This is a genomic window from Serratia sp. SSNIH1, from assembly GCF_002935055.1.
GTDB classification, from domain to species: domain Bacteria; phylum Pseudomonadota; class Gammaproteobacteria; order Enterobacterales; family Enterobacteriaceae; genus Serratia; species Serratia nevei.
The window spans coordinates 1686097-1702813 of sequence record NZ_CP026383.1; the positions used below are offsets into that span (position 1 = coordinate 1686097).

The 16717-nt window shown below is 57.0% G+C and carries 18 protein-coding genes; 11 read left to right on the forward strand and 7 right to left on the reverse strand.

The window, feature by feature from the left end; genetic code table 11:
* Positions 1-21: 21 nt before the first annotated feature.
* Positions 22-615: a TetR/AcrR family transcriptional regulator gene (locus C3F38_RS08075; RefSeq protein WP_038877387.1), complete on the reverse strand. Its 594-nt coding sequence runs from the start codon at positions 613-615 to the stop codon at positions 22-24.
* A 337-nt stretch (positions 616-952) separates the two neighbouring features.
* Here C3F38_RS08075 and C3F38_RS08080 point away from each other — a divergent pair, with 337 nt between their 5' ends.
* The 7 genes from C3F38_RS08080 to C3F38_RS08105 all read left to right on the forward strand — a co-directional run bounded on the left by C3F38_RS08080 (position 953) and on the right by C3F38_RS08105 (position 7990).
* Entirely contained in the window at positions 953-1840 is an 888-nt protein-coding gene (locus C3F38_RS08080; RefSeq protein WP_038877390.1) for a phytanoyl-CoA dioxygenase family protein, read from the forward strand.
* 334 nt (positions 1841-2174) lie between these two features.
* Positions 2175-3431 carry a CdaR family transcriptional regulator gene (locus tag C3F38_RS08085; RefSeq protein WP_181419870.1) on the forward strand — a complete coding sequence of 419 codons (1257 nt, stop codon included), beginning with the start codon at positions 2175-2177 and terminating at the stop codon, positions 3429-3431.
* A 93-nt stretch (positions 3432-3524) separates the two neighbouring features.
* Entirely contained in the window at positions 3525-4892 is a 1368-nt protein-coding gene (locus tag C3F38_RS08090; protein ID WP_055316085.1) for an FAD-binding oxidoreductase, read from the forward strand.
* 74 nt (positions 4893-4966) lie between these two features.
* Positions 4967-5629: a hypothetical protein gene (locus C3F38_RS08095; protein ID WP_197698861.1), complete on the forward strand. Its 663-nt coding sequence runs from the start codon at positions 4967-4969 to the stop codon at positions 5627-5629.
* 123 nt (positions 5630-5752) lie between these two features.
* Positions 5753-6079, forward strand: a complete 327-nt coding sequence (locus C3F38_RS08100) for a gamma-glutamylcyclotransferase (protein WP_048232897.1) — start codon at positions 5753-5755, stop codon at positions 6077-6079.
* A 109-nt stretch (positions 6080-6188) separates the two neighbouring features.
* Positions 6189-6332 (forward strand): hypothetical protein, encoded by a 144-nt coding sequence (locus C3F38_RS26380; protein ID WP_016928795.1) that lies wholly within the window; start codon positions 6189-6191, stop codon positions 6330-6332.
* A gap of 125 nt (positions 6333-6457) precedes the next feature.
* On the forward strand, positions 6458-7990 hold the full coding sequence (locus C3F38_RS08105; RefSeq protein WP_038877399.1) for a glycosyltransferase family 39 protein: 1533 nt from the start codon (positions 6458-6460) through the stop codon (positions 7988-7990).
* Positions 7991-8170: 180 nt separating this feature from the next.
* On the opposite strand, the gene C3F38_RS08110 is transcribed toward C3F38_RS08105, so the two are convergent.
* On the reverse strand, positions 8171-9235 hold the full coding sequence (locus tag C3F38_RS08110; RefSeq protein WP_038877401.1) for an aldo/keto reductase: 1065 nt from the start codon (positions 9233-9235) through the stop codon (positions 8171-8173).
* Positions 9236-9332: 97 nt separating this feature from the next.
* On the opposite strand from C3F38_RS08110, the gene C3F38_RS08115 reads away from it, so the two are divergent.
* The 3 genes from C3F38_RS08115 (at position 9333) to C3F38_RS08125 (ending at position 12986) form a co-directional block, all read left to right on the forward strand.
* Positions 9333-10238 carry a LysR family transcriptional regulator gene (locus C3F38_RS08115; RefSeq protein ID WP_038877404.1) on the forward strand — a complete coding sequence of 302 codons (906 nt, stop codon included), beginning with the start codon at positions 9333-9335 and terminating at the stop codon, positions 10236-10238.
* Positions 10239-10356: 118 nt separating this feature from the next.
* Positions 10357-10908, forward strand: coding sequence for a flavodoxin family protein (locus tag C3F38_RS08120; protein WP_047728581.1), 552 nt, complete (start codon positions 10357-10359; stop codon positions 10906-10908).
* Positions 10909-11537: 629 nt separating this feature from the next.
* Positions 11538-12986, forward strand: a complete 1449-nt coding sequence (locus tag C3F38_RS08125) for a GGDEF domain-containing protein (protein ID WP_038877558.1) — start codon at positions 11538-11540, stop codon at positions 12984-12986.
* Between the two features lie 6 nt (positions 12987-12992).
* Here the strand turns inward: C3F38_RS08125 and C3F38_RS26530 are convergent, their stop codons facing one another.
* Entirely contained in the window at positions 12993-13154 is a 162-nt protein-coding gene (locus C3F38_RS26530; protein ID WP_216636306.1) for a YnfU family zinc-binding protein, read from the reverse strand.
* A gap of 81 nt (positions 13155-13235) precedes the next feature.
* Positions 13236-13715, reverse strand: a complete 480-nt coding sequence (locus tag C3F38_RS08130; RefSeq protein ID WP_038877408.1) for a cold-shock protein — start codon at positions 13713-13715, stop codon at positions 13236-13238.
* A 166-nt stretch (positions 13716-13881) separates the two neighbouring features.
* Here C3F38_RS08130 and C3F38_RS08135 point away from each other — a divergent pair, with 166 nt between their 5' ends.
* Positions 13882-14391 carry a VOC family protein gene (locus C3F38_RS08135; RefSeq protein ID WP_038877409.1) on the forward strand — a complete coding sequence of 170 codons (510 nt, stop codon included), beginning with the start codon at positions 13882-13884 and terminating at the stop codon, positions 14389-14391.
* A 36-nt stretch (positions 14392-14427) separates the two neighbouring features.
* Here C3F38_RS08135 and C3F38_RS08140 read toward each other — a convergent pair whose 3' ends face one another.
* Genes C3F38_RS08140 through C3F38_RS08150 form a run of 3 tightly spaced genes read right to left on the reverse strand, consistent with a single transcriptional unit; the run spans position 14428 to position 16710 of the window.
* A complete protein-coding gene (locus C3F38_RS08140) occupies positions 14428-15255 on the reverse strand; it encodes an amino acid ABC transporter ATP-binding protein (RefSeq protein ID WP_038877411.1) in 828 nt (275 codons plus the stop codon).
* Positions 15256-15264: 9 nt separating this feature from the next.
* Positions 15265-16152 (reverse strand): amino acid ABC transporter permease, encoded by an 888-nt coding sequence (locus tag C3F38_RS08145; protein WP_004940038.1) that lies wholly within the window; start codon positions 16150-16152, stop codon positions 15265-15267.
* Positions 16153-16182: 30 nt separating this feature from the next.
* Positions 16183-16710: a GNAT family N-acetyltransferase gene (locus C3F38_RS08150; protein WP_055316086.1), complete on the reverse strand. Its 528-nt coding sequence runs from the start codon at positions 16708-16710 to the stop codon at positions 16183-16185.
* Between the last annotated feature and the right edge of the window lie 7 nt (positions 16711-16717).

Below are 16717 nucleotides of genomic sequence, written 5' to 3' on the forward strand. Positions count from 1 at the left end.
CGGCAGCGCAGTACGGTTGATTCAAGGAGCGTTCTGGTAGCTGGCTATCAGCAGCTTGACGGCTCGGCAAGCTGTTTCGGTCTCTTTTTCCAGACGTTCAAGGTTGCCATGGGCTGACCAACTCAGCAACAAGCCGTCGAACAGATTGATCAGTAGATTGCTAATGGCGGTTAACGTGGCCGGTTTTAGTTCTGTAGCGGTAATACTCACGATCGCTTGCTTGGTCGCTTCGATAGAGGCGGTGTAAATTTTGTTTGCTACGTCCGGGTTGTTACGAAGATTCCAGAAGAACAATTCGAATTGCGTAGTTGCCAAGTCAGGGTTGGTAGTGAACCACCTGACCAGACTGCGTAGTATCTCTCCCACTGCTTCCGCTGTTGTCGAATTTTCCGGCATGTTCTGCAACGACTTCTGAGGCATGTTAATAAGAGACTCGTATACTGCACAGAACAATTCGTCCTTCGTGTGAAAGACATAGTGCAAGGAGGCTAACGGAGAACCTGCTGCCTCCGCAATACGCCGCGTAGTGGCATTAGCCACGCCATGTTCCGTAATCACCTTGATGGTGGCTTCAATAAAGTCCTGTCTCCGCTCTCTAGCACTTATCCGAGCCATTAAATGTTCTCCTTTTTTGATGTTGTCGCCAGCGAAGCTCTGGCTCCGTGGATAAGGAATACTATCGCAGGGTCAAGCCCCAATCCATAAATCGATGAAACCCCTTTGCTGACAGGCATGCTGCGTGCCTTTGTAAACCTGCGAGAAAAAACAGGCGAAAATTATCAGATCACTCAACTTGATCAATTGACCATGTTCGACAATGCTGAATTCTCCAGCTGGTCATCGCCGAATGGGGGTGATAGGGCGGGGACAAAAGGCGTCCTGGGCCGGCCATGTATGCGCTGGGTCTGGTTGCACAGGTTGCTAACTGAATAACCATAAAGGTAGACAGCATATGAATACACGAAAACTCTCGACGCTCAGTAGTGATGCATCGATCGATCAGGTGGTAGAAGTCATCAAGCGCGACGGCGGGGTCATAATTTCCGACTTTGTCTCACCAACAGTGCTGAAGTCTCTTGCCAACGAGCTGGACACTTACCTGAATGCCACACCTTTTGGCGTGGATCCCTACTTCGCGGGTACTCAGACTCGCCGTATCGCCCGCATAATCGGGCGAAGTGATACCGCCGTGGAGGTGGCACTCAATCCGCTGTTCATCGGTGCCGCCAGAAAGATCCTACAAACACCCACCCACGTTTGGGTCGGCAATGACCGTGCAGAGATCGAGCCTGATATTCAACTCAGCATTACTCAGGCTATTCAGATCGCCCCGGGCCAAGGCCGCCAGCCTCTGCATCGTGACGATGCCACGTCGCTCTGGCGCCATCCACAGTATGGCCGTGAAGCAAGGCTGCAAATGATGTTGGCCATTTCAGAATTCACCGAAGAGAATGGGGCAACGCGTGTTATTCCAGGGAGCCATCTATGGGATGACGAGCGTATGCCTACTCAGGAAGAAACTGTCGCTGCAGAAATGAAAGCAGGTTCCGCGCTGTTATGGATGGGCTCTGTGTATCATTGTGGTGGCTCCAATAATTCCACGTCTCCTCGCACTGGACTGACGATGGCCTACGATTTGGCGTTTCTGCGTCTTGAAGAAAATCACTTCCTTTCCATTCCCGTTGAACGCGTTCGTCAACTTCCTGCTGAAATGCAGCGTCTACTGGGCTGGAGTGCCAGTTCGACACTGCAGGGGTGGGTGGAAATCGATGGCCAAATGCGCGATCCCCAGGAACTTCTGACCATGTCGAACTTCTCCGAACCTGGAAAAGGGTTCTGACATAGACAACCCCATGGGGTAACCCATGGGGAGAGCAATGGCTTCCAACTAAAGTAAAGGCCCGGTCACTACGATAGCGGTAGCGTGGCCGTGAGTGCTGGTCGTCGAACCGGACGGGCTGATGGTAAATGACGTTTGCAGTAAAGCAGTTCACGGACGATGTTTTGCAGAGGCTGCGTTATTCAAGATCGACGGGACTGCTGTGTTGTTTTCGGGCCGTGTGTGGCACGCCCCATTCAGAATGAAAACTGTTCTGCTGTGCATGCCGGAGGGGGCTCTGTTGCCATCAGACCACCGCTATATTCGTGTACCTTTTGAGTGATTGGTATCGTCCATGACCATTACGTTGTCTGTTTCACTACGTCCGTCAGAAGCAGTTTGTGAACTCATGCGCAAAGGCGCCGAACTCGCTCAGACACTTCCAACTGAGTGGATCGAGCGTTTGAACCAGTCGCTTGCCGCTTCTCAAGAAGGTATGAGAATACTGGAGGACCCGGTCATGCTGGCAGCGTTCCGGCGCGCCAATCGGGCAGAATTGTTGCACTGGGCAAATGCGAATCTGCAGCGCCCCGGAGAACCCGTGCAACCCTACGTGTCTGCTGACATTCTGGACACGGCCCGAGAGCTGGTTCATAGGGGCGAAGGGGAGCTGCTGATGAAGATCGCCCGATCGACGCAAAACGCAGCTTGGGAGCTTTGGATGGCGCTTGCGTTTAACCTTACGCAAGATCCCATAGAGCTAAAGGAATTCCTCGAAGTTTCGTTGCGCTCGATCTCGACATTCATCGACAGCAACATGTGTACATTGACTCAAATTCTCCTGGAGGAAAAGAGAGCTCAGTTCCATGAGGGTTCTATCGACAAACGCAGCCTGGTCAGCCGGTTGCTTGATGGTGGAAACGTGGATGTTGAGCAATTAGGCAGGCAACTGGGTTACAGTCTTTTTCAGCGGCACCGTGCCTGTCTAATCTGGAGCGAGATCGAGGATATGGATATTCGCCGACTGGAGACAATGGCGTATGCGGTGGCACATCTCATGGGTTCGACAGCTCCCCTCATCGTCTTCGCTGGCCCTGCGACCTTATGGGTTTGGTGCCATACGACAAAAGTATTGGATTTAAACGAACTGCAAGATATTGCTCGGCGTTTCCCAACACTACGAGCGGCCATCGGCTCACCGATCGCAGGAATAGGCGGCTTCCGCCGATCTCATCTGGAAGCCTTGACCACCCAGAGATTATTAGGGCGATTAACTGGTGCGCCGGCCGTTGCTACGATAGACCAGGTGAGGATGGTGTCCCTGATGACCCACGACGCCCGTGCGGCTAGGCAGTTTGTCTTGAGAACGCTCGGACGCCTAGCGACAGATTCTGTGGTACTTCAACGATCGCTGCATGCTTTCCTGGCCAACGGTTGTAATGTCACCCAGACCGCTGAAGCACTGCGTACGCATCGCAATACATTGCTGCGCCGCCTGGATCGCGCTCAGCATCTACTGCCTCTCCAGTTTGCCGACCACCGTATTCAAGTTGCAGCAGCCCTTGAACTGTTGATTTGGAATATCCCGCTGAATGACGAGGAAAGCAGATGATGAGATGAGCAGGGCACGTTCTTGCGGCTCACTCAGGGCTGTCTTGAGGCGACGCAGGATGGAAACAATAAGCGATATGCTGGGGGTTATATAATGAATGCAGGGAACAAAGCATCTTTTGGTGGCGTTGCACCATTGAAGTTTCGCAGCCTGGGGGGCTGGGTGGAGCCGCCTGCCGACCTACAGCCCTCGCTTGAAGGGGATGTGAAGGCTGATGTCATCGTGGTCGGTGCCGGATTTGCCGGGCTATCGACTGCGCTGGAGTTGCGGGCGCTGGGGGCGCAGGTCATCCTGCTGGAGCAGGAGTTCGCCGGCTTCGGCGCCAGTGGCCGCAATGCCGGCTACCTGCTGGGCAGCATGGGAATCGAGTACGACATGTTCGTCAAACGGTTAGGTGTGGCACAGGCGACGCAGTTCGTCAGGTTCTACGACGAGGCAGTGCCCTACGTGGAAGGTCGAATGAAAACGTTAGGTATTGACTGTGATTACAACCCGTCCGGTGTGTTGCGAGCAGGTATTCATCTCAGCCAGGAAAAACGCCTGCGGCAAAACATGGCATTGGGTCAAAAGTTAGGGGCAAAGACCCGCTTCGTGGACAGTTCCGAAATGCGGGCGCGGGGAATTCCGCCGGCCTTTCTTTTCGCCGCCGAGCAGTGTGGTGGCACGTTGAATCCTGGGAAGTATGTCGGCGGTCTGCGCCGTGCGGCTATCGAGGCGGGGGTGAAATTTTACGAGCGCACGCCATTGCTCTCCTTCAGCGAGGGTTCGAGCATTGTCTGCAAGACTGCGCACGGTAGTGCGACCGCTCCGGTAATGGTATTGGCGGCCAATGCTTACCTCCCCCAGCTAGGCGTGCTGCGCAACAAGGTTGCAGCGATTCGGGTGTCGGCGATAGAAACGCAACCGCTCTCGCCGCAACAACTTGCTGCTCTGGGGTGGCAGGGAAGAGAGGGGATCATCACGCCGCACTATACCATGGAGAGTCACCGCCTGACGGCGCACGGCACCATGGTATTGACTGTCAAGAAGTTGGGCTATGCCTATGGTTCAAAGACGCCCAACATCCCCGATCAAGGCGCCTATGTGGCATTGGAACAGGTACTACGCGCACGCTATCCGGCCTTGCACGACCTAGGTATCAAGCATTGTTGGAGTGGTTATGTCAGCGGCGCCTATGACTTCCTGCCGGTACTCGGCGCAATGGGCGAAAAACAAAATATTTTCTATACCGCCGGTTGCTCGGGCCATGGACTCGGCACCCAATCGTTTATCGGCTTGCTTTTGGCCAAGCAAATCAACGGCAGGACGCCAGAGCTGTTGGCTGCGTTGCACCACAAGACGCCATCCATGCTGCCTGAGCCCTTGCAGTGGTGCGCCATACAGTCCGCGTTTGCGGCGACTAAGTTGATGGATGACTGGATCGATAGGAAAGTACGTAAAGATATTGCCATAAAAGGCTGATTGCATTTGATGTCGTTGCCCTTGGTTCGTGACGGCGGAGCAACGACGTAACTCTAGTGACAGAGGCTGTTATCGTGGAATTAATAGATATATTCGCGTTGTTCTCGTGTGTACTCCTGGTGGTGTGCGGTTTGTATTATGGTGCGGCATTTGTCAGGCGCAAAAACTACCTGCTTGGCGTGGAATTTTTGATAGTTGGTATTTCCGCGACAAACTTTACGACCTTCATCGCTACCGGCTGGCAAACCAACTACGATGTTGCCATTTTTCTTGATGCCTTTTCCCGAGGTGTCGGTGTGCCGATTGTTGGAACGCTTGGCTTGATGGCCGTGACGCATGGCTACAAGCCGTCGCCGGCGAAGGATTTCATCTTGTTCTTGGCCGCTTTCAGTGTCACGGCTATTTACTTCCTGTCGACGGCATTCAAACCGTGGCTGCCCTATTTTTATGTGCTGATGTGGGCGCTGTACACATTGTATCTGCTGTATTTCATTTGGTGTCTGGTGCGTGCCGGCGAATTCCTGCATGCGCTGGCGACTCTGCTGGGGGGGGGCGCAGGGGGGACGATTGCGCTGAAGTATGACTTCTTCCCGATCCTGGGAGATGGCACGAAGATGGTCTTTATGACCTGTGCCTTCCTTACTTGGTCTTACATGATGGCGCAGTTATTCTATGCTTATTGCGCACTTCAGCGCTCAATGAAAACCTCTACGCACACTATGGTTCATTCTCGTTGACGCGTACCGGTTTGTTGAATCAATTAGATCTGGAATGAGCCGTGTAAAAGGCCATTGCTTTCTGGCAGGGGCTGTACAGCACTCTGAGTAAAGACTTTTTTTCAGTCAGTGGCAGAGTGAAAAATGCAAAGTTTATTCGTATACGGCACCCTGGGGCCGGGCAGACCCAACGCGCACATTATGGAAGCCATCGGCGGCAGCTGGGAAGAAGGCAGCGTTGGCGGATCGCTGCTTAACGAAGGCTGGGGCGCCGAGATGGGCTACCCAGGCATCGTGTTGGATAACAGCGGCAATCGGGTGAATGGTTTTCTGTTCCGTTCAGCTAATCTCGTCAACCACTGGCCGACTCTCGATGCGTTCGCAGGCGAGGGGGATGAACGGGTAGCGGTCAGCGTCACCACCGCCGGCGGCGAAACCGTCGATTCGTTTATCTACATGTTGAAGAAATGATCTGAAGCCGCCTCGCCGAGTGGGTGCGAGGCGCATGACCCGCCGGCAATTGAACCTTCGTTTATTTTGCCGCGCTACAATAGGCGAAAATTTCCCCATGGAGCCTATCGTGCGCAAATCCAGATTCCTGCTCGTGACCTTGCTGTGCCTGTGCGCCGCCGCCGTGCTGTACGTGATGGCTTACCGGGCGCTGGGGCATTACCTCAGCGACGGCGAGAAGGCCTACCCGGATATCAGCGTTGAAATCCGCTGAGAGTCGTGCGGCGCTGCGGTGATTGCGCCGACTTTTTCGCACTGATTTACCCGCCATTTACCCGCCGTCGGCAATGATGACGCTGCGTCTCCACACTGTGTGGTTCTCTTGGGCGGAATGCGGTTATGTCACTGCAACAGGTTTCGAATGTCTCTTTGAGCAACAACGGCTTAAAGGGTATCAGTTACAAACATTACGCGTTGGCGATCGTGGCGTTTTCGGCGATCGTGCGGTTTATTTCCTTAACGGATCGGTACTTTTGGTGCGATGAAGCCTCCAGCGTGCTGACCAGCCGCTATGATGTGGGCGCTTTGCTGTACCACGCCTCCTTCGACGTTCACCCGCCGCTTTATTATCTGTTGCTGCATGGCTGGATGGTTCTGTTTGGCGACGGCATCATGGCCGCCCGTTCGCTGAGCCTGGTGTTCGGCGTGGTGACGGTGGCGCTGGCAATGCGCTTTACCCGTTGGTTGGCCAACGAGCGGGCGGCGCTGATAGCGGGATGGCTGATGGCAATCATGCCGATGGCGGTGCGTTACAGCCAGGAGGCGCGCATGTACGCGCTGATGGGGATGCTGGCGATTGCCGCCGCCATGGTGCTGGCGAAGTGGCTGAAAACGCCGGATAACCGCCGCTATCTGGCGCTGTATGCGCTGTTGATGACGCTGAGCTTTTATACCCATTACTTCACCATTTTCACGCTGATCGCCCACTGGCTGGTGGTGTTGGCGCTGTCGTGCCGCCGTGAAGGCGTACGTTACATCAAGCAGCCGGCGTGGTGGCTGGCCAATGTGGCGATCGGGGTGGCCTACATTCCCTGGCTGCTGGTGCTGTTCAATCTGCTGGCGCATATCGCCGAACTGCGGGTCGGCGGCGACGTCGGTTGGATCCCTCAGGTCTCCTGGGGCGATCTGCCGGCAATGTATTGGCGTTTTCTCACCAGCCATGACGGCAGCAACTATCCCACGGCGATTCTCTGGCTGCTGCCGGCGATGTTTATCGCGTTGTGCGCGCTGCTGCTGAAACGGCGCGCGATGCCAAGGACATTCTCGCTACTGCTGCTTGGCGGCATTCTGATCCCGGTGACGCTGGTATTCGCCATTTCCTGGCGCACGCCGCTGTTTGTCGATCGCTACCTCTATTCCGCCGCGCTCGGCATTCCGCTGGTGTTGGGCGTGTTGATCGCCGGAATGAAAAGCCGGGTGCGCGGGATCTCTTTGCTGTTGTTCTTCAGCCTGCTGTTCGGCTGCGGCGTGCGTAACGACTACCCAGTCGAGAAAGATGAGTTCAAGGTGATGGTGCACTATATCAACAGCCACTATCAGCCTAACGATGCGGTAGTGGTCAGCAACATGTTTAACTACCTGAGCTACGTGTATTACAACAAGAAGGGCTATCGCGCCTTGCTGTATACCCCGGCCAGGCCCAACGGCATTTCGGGCAAGCCCAATGCCTATGGCTTCGGCACCTTTTTCCACGATCGGGCGGCGCAGACCTATGTCGATAAGCTCAGCGATTTATCGAAAGGCCATCGCCGGGTCTGGCTGGTCAGCGGCGGGGATTTCAATCAGGACTTCGGCCGTTCGCCGCCGGGATGGGTCAATACCGCCACCTTCAAGAGCGGCGGTTTCGAATCGCGCCTGTTTGTGGTGCGTTGAGCGAAATGTCATATTTCCCATTCGGCGTTACATCTGGCCGAGCAAACTTACGCGGGGATGACAGTTCTATACATTGGGATTGGTACTGTAGCTCTACCCGATGATGTTGTGTGTTATCCATTCCCTGTAGTGTATTACCCCATCCCTGTTAAGTTTATCCCGCCTTGCGCGGGATTTTTTTTATCTGCGCCGGGCGAGATGCACGCTGCCGGTCATGATGTTGCGTGTGGCTGGCAGGGCGAGAAAATCGTGTGGGAATCCCAGCTCGATGGCGCTGAGATCGTCCAATCGTCGCCAATGATCTTCCGCCAGCGCCACCTTCAAGGCGCCGAGGTTATCTTCCAATTGCGCCAGGGTTCGGGCGCCGACGATCGGCGCGGTGACCGTCGGGTGACGCAGTGTCCAGGCCAGCGCGATTTGTGATGGGGAATATCCAGTCTCATCAGCTATCTGGTTGACGGCGTCGGCGATATCAAGATTGTGTGCGTTCAATGTCCCCTTGGCTCGCACGGCTTCACGCCGAGAGCCCGCTTCATCGGGCGACGGTTGCAGATCCTGCCGCCGGTATTTGCCGCTTAATACGCCGCCGGCCAGCGGCGACCAAGGGATCACGCCCATCCCCAATTCTTGCGCCATCGGCATCAGCTCGCGTTCGACGGTGCGCTCCAGCAGACTGTACTCGATTTGCAGAGCGATCAGCGGCGACCAACCACGCAGGTCCGCCAGCATTTGCATTCTCGACGCCTGCCAGGCGGGAAGGTCCGATACTGCTACATACAGCACTTTTCCGGCGCGTACCAAATCGTCCATGGCGCGCATGATCTCTTCCACCGACGTGGTGAAATCCCAGGCGTGCAGATAGAGCAGGTCGATGTAATCGGTATTGAGCCGTTGCAGGCTTCCCTCCACCGTTCGCAGCATGCTTTTGCGATGATTGCCGCCGGAATTGGGATCGTCCGGCTGCATCGGCAGGGTGTATTTGGTGGCGATCACCAACCGATCGCGGCGCCCGGCGGCGAATTCCCCCACGAAACGTTCGGCGCTTCCCTCGGTATAGCGGTTGGCGGTATCGATAAAGTTGCCGCCGCGTTCGACATAAACGTCAAACAGACGGCGAGCCTCGGCCAGTTCGGCGCCCCAGCCCCAGTCGGCGCCGAAGGTCATGGTGCCCAGCGCCAGCGGTGAAACGCGCAGGCCGGAACGGCCCAATAAACGATAGTGATCCAGCGATAGTGACGTGTTCATAGGCATTCTCCCGTGTAGGTAGCGTCTACGGTAGCGCCCGCAGGTTGTTTAAGGAATGCACTATAATCTTCATGAATTATTAAGGAGGGAGAGCAGAATGAGGGGCAGTGATTTCGCCGAGTTGCGCGCCTTTGCCGCGATTGTTGAGCATGGCGGTTTCGCTCGCGCCGCTGCACATTTGGGGATGTCCGCTTCGGCGCTCAGCCAAACGCTGCGCAACCTGGAGGAACGTCTGGGTGTGCGTTTACTGAATCGTACCACTCGCAGCGTGGCGCTGACTGAAGCCGGAAGACAGATGTTGGCGCGCCTGACGCCCGCGATGGCCGAGATTGACGCGGCGGTGGCACAGGCGGTCGAGCAACGCCAGAACCCCTCAGGTCTTTTGCGGCTTAATGTAACCCGCGTGGCGGCGTTACATTTTCTGGCGCCTTTGATCGCGCCGTTTCATCATCAATATCCTGATATTACGCTCGATCTCAATGTTGAGGAGCGGTTGGTGGATATCGTTGCCGGCGGTTTTGACGCCGGCGTGCGGCTGCACGAGAAACTGGCGAAAGATATGGTGGCGGTCAAGCTGGGCGGGGAGGTGCGGATGCGTGTCGTTGCTTCACCGGCGTATTTGGCGCGTCACGGCCGGCCGTCAACACCGGGCGATCTGCATCGACATCGCTGCTTGAATTACCGCTGGCCGACCAACGGCAGTTTGTATCGTTGGGAGTTTGAGTGCGACGGTGAAAAGCAGGAGATCGCCGTGGAAGGGCCGGTGATAGTCGATGAGCCGGAAGTCTTGGTGCGGGCTGCGATGGATGGGGCTGGCATTGCCTACCTGTTTGAGCAACAGGTTGCCGCCGGTTTGGCCGATGGCCGGTTGTTGCCGCTGCTCGATGCCTGGACGCCGCCGTTCCCCGGTTTCTATCTGTACTATCCGGCAAACCGCCAAATGCCGCGCCCGCTGCGTGCTTTTATCGACTTCGCCCGTCAACAGGCAGAGCAGGGCGCATAACGCGATTTTTTTGAATAACACCGTCAGTTTTATTCGGTATTCAGCCGCTGCGCGCTTGATTAGATTGAACGCGAGAGGGGCGCCGTCGGCGCCTTTGTGCAATGAGTGGAGAATTTCTATGGCGAAGACAGTAGTGGTGTTTCATTCAGGCTACGGCCATACCGAGCGTTTGGCGAAAGTGGTGGCGGAAGGCGCCGGGGCGGCACTGATCGCCATCGACCAGAACGGTGATATCAGCGACGAAGCCTGGCAGGCGCTGGATGAGGCGGACGCCATCATCTTTGGTTCGCCAACCTATATGGGCGGCCCATCCTGGCAGTTCAAGAAATTCGCGGACGCCAGCTCCAAGGCCTGGTTCGGCCGCAAGTGGCAGGACAAAGTGTTCGGCGGCTTTACCAACAGCGCCAGCCTGAACGGCGACAAGCAGGTCACGTTGATCGCGCTGCAGACGCTGGCTTCGCAACATGGCGGCCTGTGGGTCAGCCTGGGGCTGCTGCCGGCCAACACCAAATCGGCGCAGCGCACCGACGTCAATAACCTGGGCGGTTCGGTGGGGCTGCTGGTGCAGACCCCGGCGGATGCCGGCGTGGATGAAATGCTGTCGGGCGATCTGGCGACCGCCAAGCTCTATGGCCAGCGCGTAGCGGGTTTTGCCGCCAAACTGGCGTAAGGTCTCCCGTGCAGAGAGGGCAGCGACGCGACTGAACGGACGCCGCATTCATTTTCTCTGCACAATTGGCGTGTAAGCCGCGAAATGTTATTAGCCTGCTTGGGCTAACAGTGCATTTCGTACAAATATTCCCGGTTCCTAGGCCGGGTTTTTTGTTGCTAAGGTCTGCTTAAGCTTTCACCGCTATACTGCGCGGCAGCACAGGCATGCAACGTATGGCTGTGTCGTAACTGTCGATTTGCTGTTGTTCAAGCAAGCCCGCGCTATGCGGGCTTTTTTGGGGTTGTTATTGCACGGGCGGCCCAGTTGCAGGAAAATAATCGCGTAGTTATTCAAACATCATTCAACGACCAATAACCACAAGCTTATTAATGTAATTAACGCCGGCGGCGGCCTATTACGCTATGCGCTATGCTGACAGCAGAGTCGGCATTATTTGCTGACGCTATGCGGGTGAGCCCGCCGCGGTCGCATCAGGCTAAGAAAAGTCTGTTAATTAAATGTTAACGTTTTTTATTATTGATTTGTCTGGCTTTTTTGGTTGAAATCCGAGTTGACTATCCCTCACTGGCCGGGCGAGAGAGTATGCACATTATTATTCTGGTTATTAGCGAAATATGGGCGAGGCGATGAACGTCAGAATAAACGCCAGGCATGGCCTGCCTCTGACGGTTCAGCTGATCAATCTTTTCATGCTGGCCTTTTTACTTTCTCTGGTGGGTATTCTTAGCCGGCCGATTGGTTCGCTTTCTTTATTTTGGCCGGTGAATGCGATTCTGCTCGGTCTGCTGCTGCGCAAACCCGTTTACGCCACGCCGCTCGGCTGGCTTACCACTTACCTGGGCATGGTCGCCGCCGATCTCAGCACCGGCGAAGGCTGGTCCCTGGCGCTGTGGCTGAACGCCTGCAACATGTCGCTGATCGCCGTCGGTTACGGCATCATGCTGATGCTGCCCCAGTCGCAACGGCGCATGGGCAAACCCCAGGCGATACTCTATATGTTCAGCGCCAGTCTGGCCGGTGCGGCGGTGGCGTCGACGCTGTCGGTGCTGCGCAACGACAGCCTGTACAACAACACGGTGGTGGTCGCGTGGCTGGCCTGGTTCAGCGAGCAGTTCTCGACGACCTTGCTGCTGTTGCCGGTGCTGATGGCGGCGCCGCGGCTGAAGCAGCTGTTGCGCATACAGGTGCGTTGGCGTTTGAAAGGCTGTCTGCCGCTGCTGGCGCTGCTGCTGTCGCTGATCTTCAGCGTCTATATCGGCGGGCCGGGCGCTATCGCCTTCCCGATCCCGGCACTGCTGTGGTGCGCGGTGCGTTACCAGCTGTTCCCTGTAACGTTGCTGACGCTGTTGACCGGCATGACCGAGATCAGCAGTATTTCCGCCAACCTGGTGCTGTACGAAACGCCGAACAACCACAACGCCTTCCTCGACACGCTGATGTCCGCCCGCTTGGGCATCGCCATGTTGGTGATGGGGCCGCTGATCCTCGCCAGTTCTATCGCCGCCAACCGCAAGCTGATGCGGCGTCTGGAGCACAGCGCCAACCACGATTTTCTGACCGGGGTGCTGGCGCGCAGCGCGATGACGCGCAAAGCGGGCGAGCTGCTGGAGCACAAGCACCGCTCCAAAGAGGCGGTGTCGCTCCTGCTGATCGACATCGACCATTTCAAGCAGATCAACGATACGCACGGCCACAGCGCCGGCGATCAGGTTTTGGCGTCATTTGCGCACATCGTACGGCGCGAGCTGCGCCACGATCAGCTGTTCGGCCGCTTGGGCGGGGAAGAGTTCGCCATCATGCTGCCGCGTGCGCTGGCGGCACAGGGCGTGGCGCTGGGGGAACATCTGCGCCGGCTGGTGGAGCAGGCGGAACTGCAGGCGGAAGGCAAGCAAACGTTGAAAATTACCATCAGCGTCGGCGTCGCCAGCCTGGCGATGAACGAGGTGAAATCGCTGGAGCAGCTGATGAATATGGCGGATATCGCGCTGTATCGCGCCAAATCGCAGGGGCGTAATCGGGTGGAGTCGTTCAATGTGGTGAACGGCAACAGCGTCGAGCATATCCTGTTCCGCTAACCGTTTTCAGCCTTGCCTGGGCTCGAAGCGGGTTTCGCAATTAGGGCAAATCAGTATCACGTCTTGCAGCATTGCCGCGCATTTTTGCCGGGTAACATAGCCGCATTTAGGGCAGACGATTTGGGTGGAGCGGTTGATAAAACCTTTAACGCTGATGGAATCGGACATATCAATAGCCTGTGTCAGGTGAAAACTCACGCTAACACAGGCGACGCCAAATTTCGTTGGTTATTTTCTGTACGCAGAAGCTTACAGGCTTTTCAGCGCCTTGATGGTCTCATCCATGTCGATCTCGTGCTCGGAGAAGGTATGGGTGGTGTTCTGGAAAGTGGTAATGGTCAGCATGCGCAGCGTTTGCATGGTCTGCGCCTGGTCTTCTGACTGCGGGCGAATGCGGTTCATCAGCAGGCCGACCGACAGCACGGTGTTCTCTTTATCCACGTCGGCTTTGACCGGCACTTCCTTGGTGAAAGTATTGAAAGACTTGATGCTGGCGATCTTGATTCTTTCGTTGGCGATGATGATGTATTTGCTGGGCGCCAACACTTTGACCGCATAAGCCGACGGGCCCTTGGTGTTGTTGGTCGGTTCGAAGGTCACCGCCGCATTTTTCTTAATCAGCTCCGGGTTCTGCACTTTAATCACGTGAAAATAACGATTTTCTCCGTTCTCGTCGGTAATAAAGCCGAAGCCTTTGTCTTCAAAAAAAGTCGTTATCTTGCCGTTCATCGCTATTCTCACAAAAGGGTTCTATACAGCGCTTATGATAGCGCGGAATGCCTTGCAGCGACAGATTGCGCGGGCGGCATTTAGTCATGCGATAACGGCATTTAGCGGCTTTCTCCCCACATGCTATGTTCATGCTGACTTCATTCAATGCGAAAAAGGAATAGCGATGGGCATCAAACGTCTCAATCACGCCGTGCTGTATGTCAGCGACGTGCGGCAGAGCGCCGACTTTTATCATCAGGTGTTGGGGTTCAAGCTCAAGCCGTCCGACAGCCCCGATCGGGCGGTGTTTACCCAGGCCGCCGATTCGGACAACGATCACGATTTGGCGCTGTTCAGCAAGAACCTGGGCCAGCAGCGCGCCGGGGTCTTTCGCGCCAACAACGAACCGCCGGCGGAGCATGAGCCACCGGCCGGGCTGTACCATCTGGCCTGGGAAGTGGATAGCCTGGAGGAGCTGGAGCGTATTCGTCACCAGCTGGCCGAACGCGGCATTCTGGGGCTGGAAGAGGATCACGGCGTGCACAAAAGCATTTATGGCCACGATCCGGACGGGCTGCTGTTCGAGGTGACCTGGTTTATTCCGCCGGCGTTGCTGACCGACGAGGACAAAAACCAGCAGGGGATCCGCCCGCTGGACTTCGCCGCCGAGAAACGGCGTTTCGCCGGCCGGTAAGCGGCTCGGGTACGGGGCGCCGCGGCGCCCTGACGATCACAGCACTTTGTTGAGAAAGTTGACGGTGCGCGGATGCTGCGGCTGAGCCAGCACTTGCTTGGCGTCGCCCTGCTCGACGATTTGTCCGTCGACCATAAACACCACCCGATCCGCCGCTTCGCGCGCAAAGCCGATTTCATGGGTGACCACCACCAGCGTGACGCCCAGATCCGCCAATCCCTTTATCACGTCCAGCACTTCGCCGACCAGCTCGGGATCGAGCGCGGAGGTCGGTTCATCGAACAGGATCACCTTCGGGTTCAGCGCCAGCGCGCGCGCGATGGCGATGCGCTGCTGTTGGCCGCCGGAGAGGTGGCGCGGGTAGGCGTCCGCCTTATGGCGCAGCCCGACCGTATCCAGCAGCTCATAGGCTACCGCTTTCGCCCGTTCACGGGAGTGGATCTTGTGCACCACCGGCGCTTCGATGATGTTTTCCAGCACCGTCAGATGCGGGAACAGGTTAAAGTTTTGGAACACGTAGCCGACGTTGATGCGCTGCCGGAGGATGGCCTTTTCCTTCAGCTCGTACAGCCGGTTGCCCTTGCGGCGGTAGCCGACGTAGTCGCCGTCGATGCGGATAAACCCCTCGTCGACGCGCTCCAGATGGTTGATCGCCCGCAGCAGCGTCGATTTTCCGGAGCCGGAAGGCCCGAGGATCACGGTCACGGTGCCCGGCTGCAGCGTCAGGCTGACGTCGTCCAACGCCTTGTGTTTGCCGAAGAACTTGCTGACGTTGCTGATTTCGATCAGGCCGCGCGCCGGCACCGGGGTGAGGTTGCGTACCGGCTGTTCGGGCAAGGCGTAATAATCAATGGCTTCAGACATGCGGGTCTCCTAACGTTTTAGCCAGCCGGCCAGTTTCTGCCAGGGCGTCGGCGGCAGTTCGCGCACCGCGCCCCGGGCGAAATAGCGTTCGATGTAGTATTGGATCACCGACAGGGCGGTGGTGATGAACAGATACCAGACGGTGGCCACCATCAGCAGCGGTATCACCTGCTGGGTGCGGTTATAGATCACCTGGATGGTGTAAAACAGCTCCGGCAGCGCCAGCACGTAAACGATTGAGGTGCCTTTCGCCAGACTGATGATCTCGTTGAATCCGGTCGGAATAATGGATCGCAGCGCCTGCGGCAGAATGATGCGGAAGGTGCGGCGATAGCCCGGCAGGCCCAGCGCCGCCGCCGCTTCGTGCTGGCCGTAATCCACGCCCAGGATGCCGCCGCGGATGATCTCGGCGGTATAGGCGGACTGCACCAGCGTCAGGCCCAGCACCGCCACGGCGAACTGGCCGAGAATGTCGATGGTCGGATAGCTGGCGAACACCACGGAGGTGAAGGGAATGCCCAGCGAGATGGCGTCGTACAGGTAGGAAAAGTTGTACAGGATGATCAGCACCAGAATCAGCGGCAGCGAGCGAAACAGCCAGATATAACCCCAGGCCAGCGACGCCAACAGGTAAGAGCGCGACAATCGCGCCAGCGCCAGCAGGGTGCCGAACAGGATGCTGAACAGCGTGCCGAGCAGCGTCAGCAGCAGGGTTTGCCCCAGCCCAGCCAGCACCGCCGGCGCGAAGAACCACTCGGCGAACACGCCCCATTCCCAGCGCGCGTTGCCCGCCACCGATTGCACGATGGCAGCCAGAATAAACAGCGAAAACAGCGCGCCGATCAGCCGCAGCGGATAGCGGGCGGGCACCACTTTCAAGACTTCTTGTTTGGACATGTCATGTCTCCTGATACAGATAAAGGGGCCTTAGGCGATTTTCCTTTCCGACGCGCAACAACACGCGCCCTCTGCAATCAGGCTTTTGCGGAACGGCAGGCGGCCATCGTAGGGTGGGCGGCTGTAAACCTCGCTGTCGACGGTGGGATCGAACTGCGGCTGATACCCGTTGCTCAGATACAGGCCCACCGCTTCGGGCTGGCGAAAGCCGGTGGTCAGATAGAGCCGGCGATATCCCTGCGCCAGCGCCAGCGTTTCGAGCTGCTGCAACACCCGCTGTGCCAGGCCCTGGCGACGCAGATCGCCCCGCGTCCAGATGCGCTTCAGCTCGGCGGTTTGTGCGTCATAGCGTTTAAAGGCGCCCATGGCGATCGGCGCACCGGCGCGCAGCAGCACGATGAAGGCCCCCTGCGGCGGCGCGTACAGATCCAGCGGTTCCGGTTCCTGGTCACCAAAATAGTCGCCGTAACGCCGGCGATATTCGCCGAACAGCCCCTCGATTACCGGGGCGATCAGCGGGTCGGTCGGCAGCGTCTGAATGAAGGTGTCTTGCGTCATCGCGCGC

Bases quoted from the DNA above. Each gene is read 5' to 3' on its own strand.
- C3F38_RS08105 (WP_038877399.1), top strand. From the start codon at position 6,458: ATGTCACTGCAACAGGTTTCGAATGTCTCTTTGAGCAACAACGGCTTA.
- C3F38_RS08110 (WP_038877401.1), bottom strand. From the start codon at position 9,235: ATGAACACGTCACTATCGCTGGATCACTATCGTTTATTGGGCCGTTCC.
- C3F38_RS08115 (WP_038877404.1), top strand. From the start codon at position 9,333: ATGAGGGGCAGTGATTTCGCCGAGTTGCGCGCCTTTGCCGCGATTGTT.
- C3F38_RS08080 (WP_038877390.1), top strand. From the start codon at position 953: ATGAATACACGAAAACTCTCGACGCTCAGTAGTGATGCATCGATCGAT.
- C3F38_RS08150 (WP_055316086.1), bottom strand. From the start codon at position 16,710: ATGACGCAAGACACCTTCATTCAGACGCTGCCGACCGACCCGCTGATC.
- C3F38_RS08125 (WP_038877558.1), top strand. From the start codon at position 11,538: ATGAACGTCAGAATAAACGCCAGGCATGGCCTGCCTCTGACGGTTCAG.
- C3F38_RS08145 (WP_004940038.1), bottom strand. From the start codon at position 16,152: ATGTCCAAACAAGAAGTCTTGAAAGTGGTGCCCGCCCGCTATCCGCTG.
- C3F38_RS08085 (WP_181419870.1), top strand. From the start codon at position 2,175: ATGACCATTACGTTGTCTGTTTCACTACGTCCGTCAGAAGCAGTTTGT.
- C3F38_RS08130 (WP_038877408.1), bottom strand. From the start codon at position 13,715: ATGAACGGCAAGATAACGACTTTTTTTGAAGACAAAGGCTTCGGCTTT.
- C3F38_RS26530 (WP_216636306.1), bottom strand. From the start codon at position 13,154: ATGTCCGATTCCATCAGCGTTAAAGGTTTTATCAACCGCTCCACCCAA.
- C3F38_RS08140 (WP_038877411.1), bottom strand. From the start codon at position 15,255: ATGTCTGAAGCCATTGATTATTACGCCTTGCCCGAACAGCCGGTACGC.
- C3F38_RS08075 (WP_038877387.1), bottom strand. From the start codon at position 615: ATGGCTCGGATAAGTGCTAGAGAGCGGAGACAGGACTTTATTGAAGCC.
- C3F38_RS08135 (WP_038877409.1), top strand. From the start codon at position 13,882: ATGGGCATCAAACGTCTCAATCACGCCGTGCTGTATGTCAGCGACGTG.
- C3F38_RS08100 (WP_048232897.1), top strand. From the start codon at position 5,753: ATGCAAAGTTTATTCGTATACGGCACCCTGGGGCCGGGCAGACCCAAC.
- C3F38_RS08090 (WP_055316085.1), top strand. From the start codon at position 3,525: ATGAATGCAGGGAACAAAGCATCTTTTGGTGGCGTTGCACCATTGAAG.
- C3F38_RS08120 (WP_047728581.1), top strand. From the start codon at position 10,357: ATGGCGAAGACAGTAGTGGTGTTTCATTCAGGCTACGGCCATACCGAG.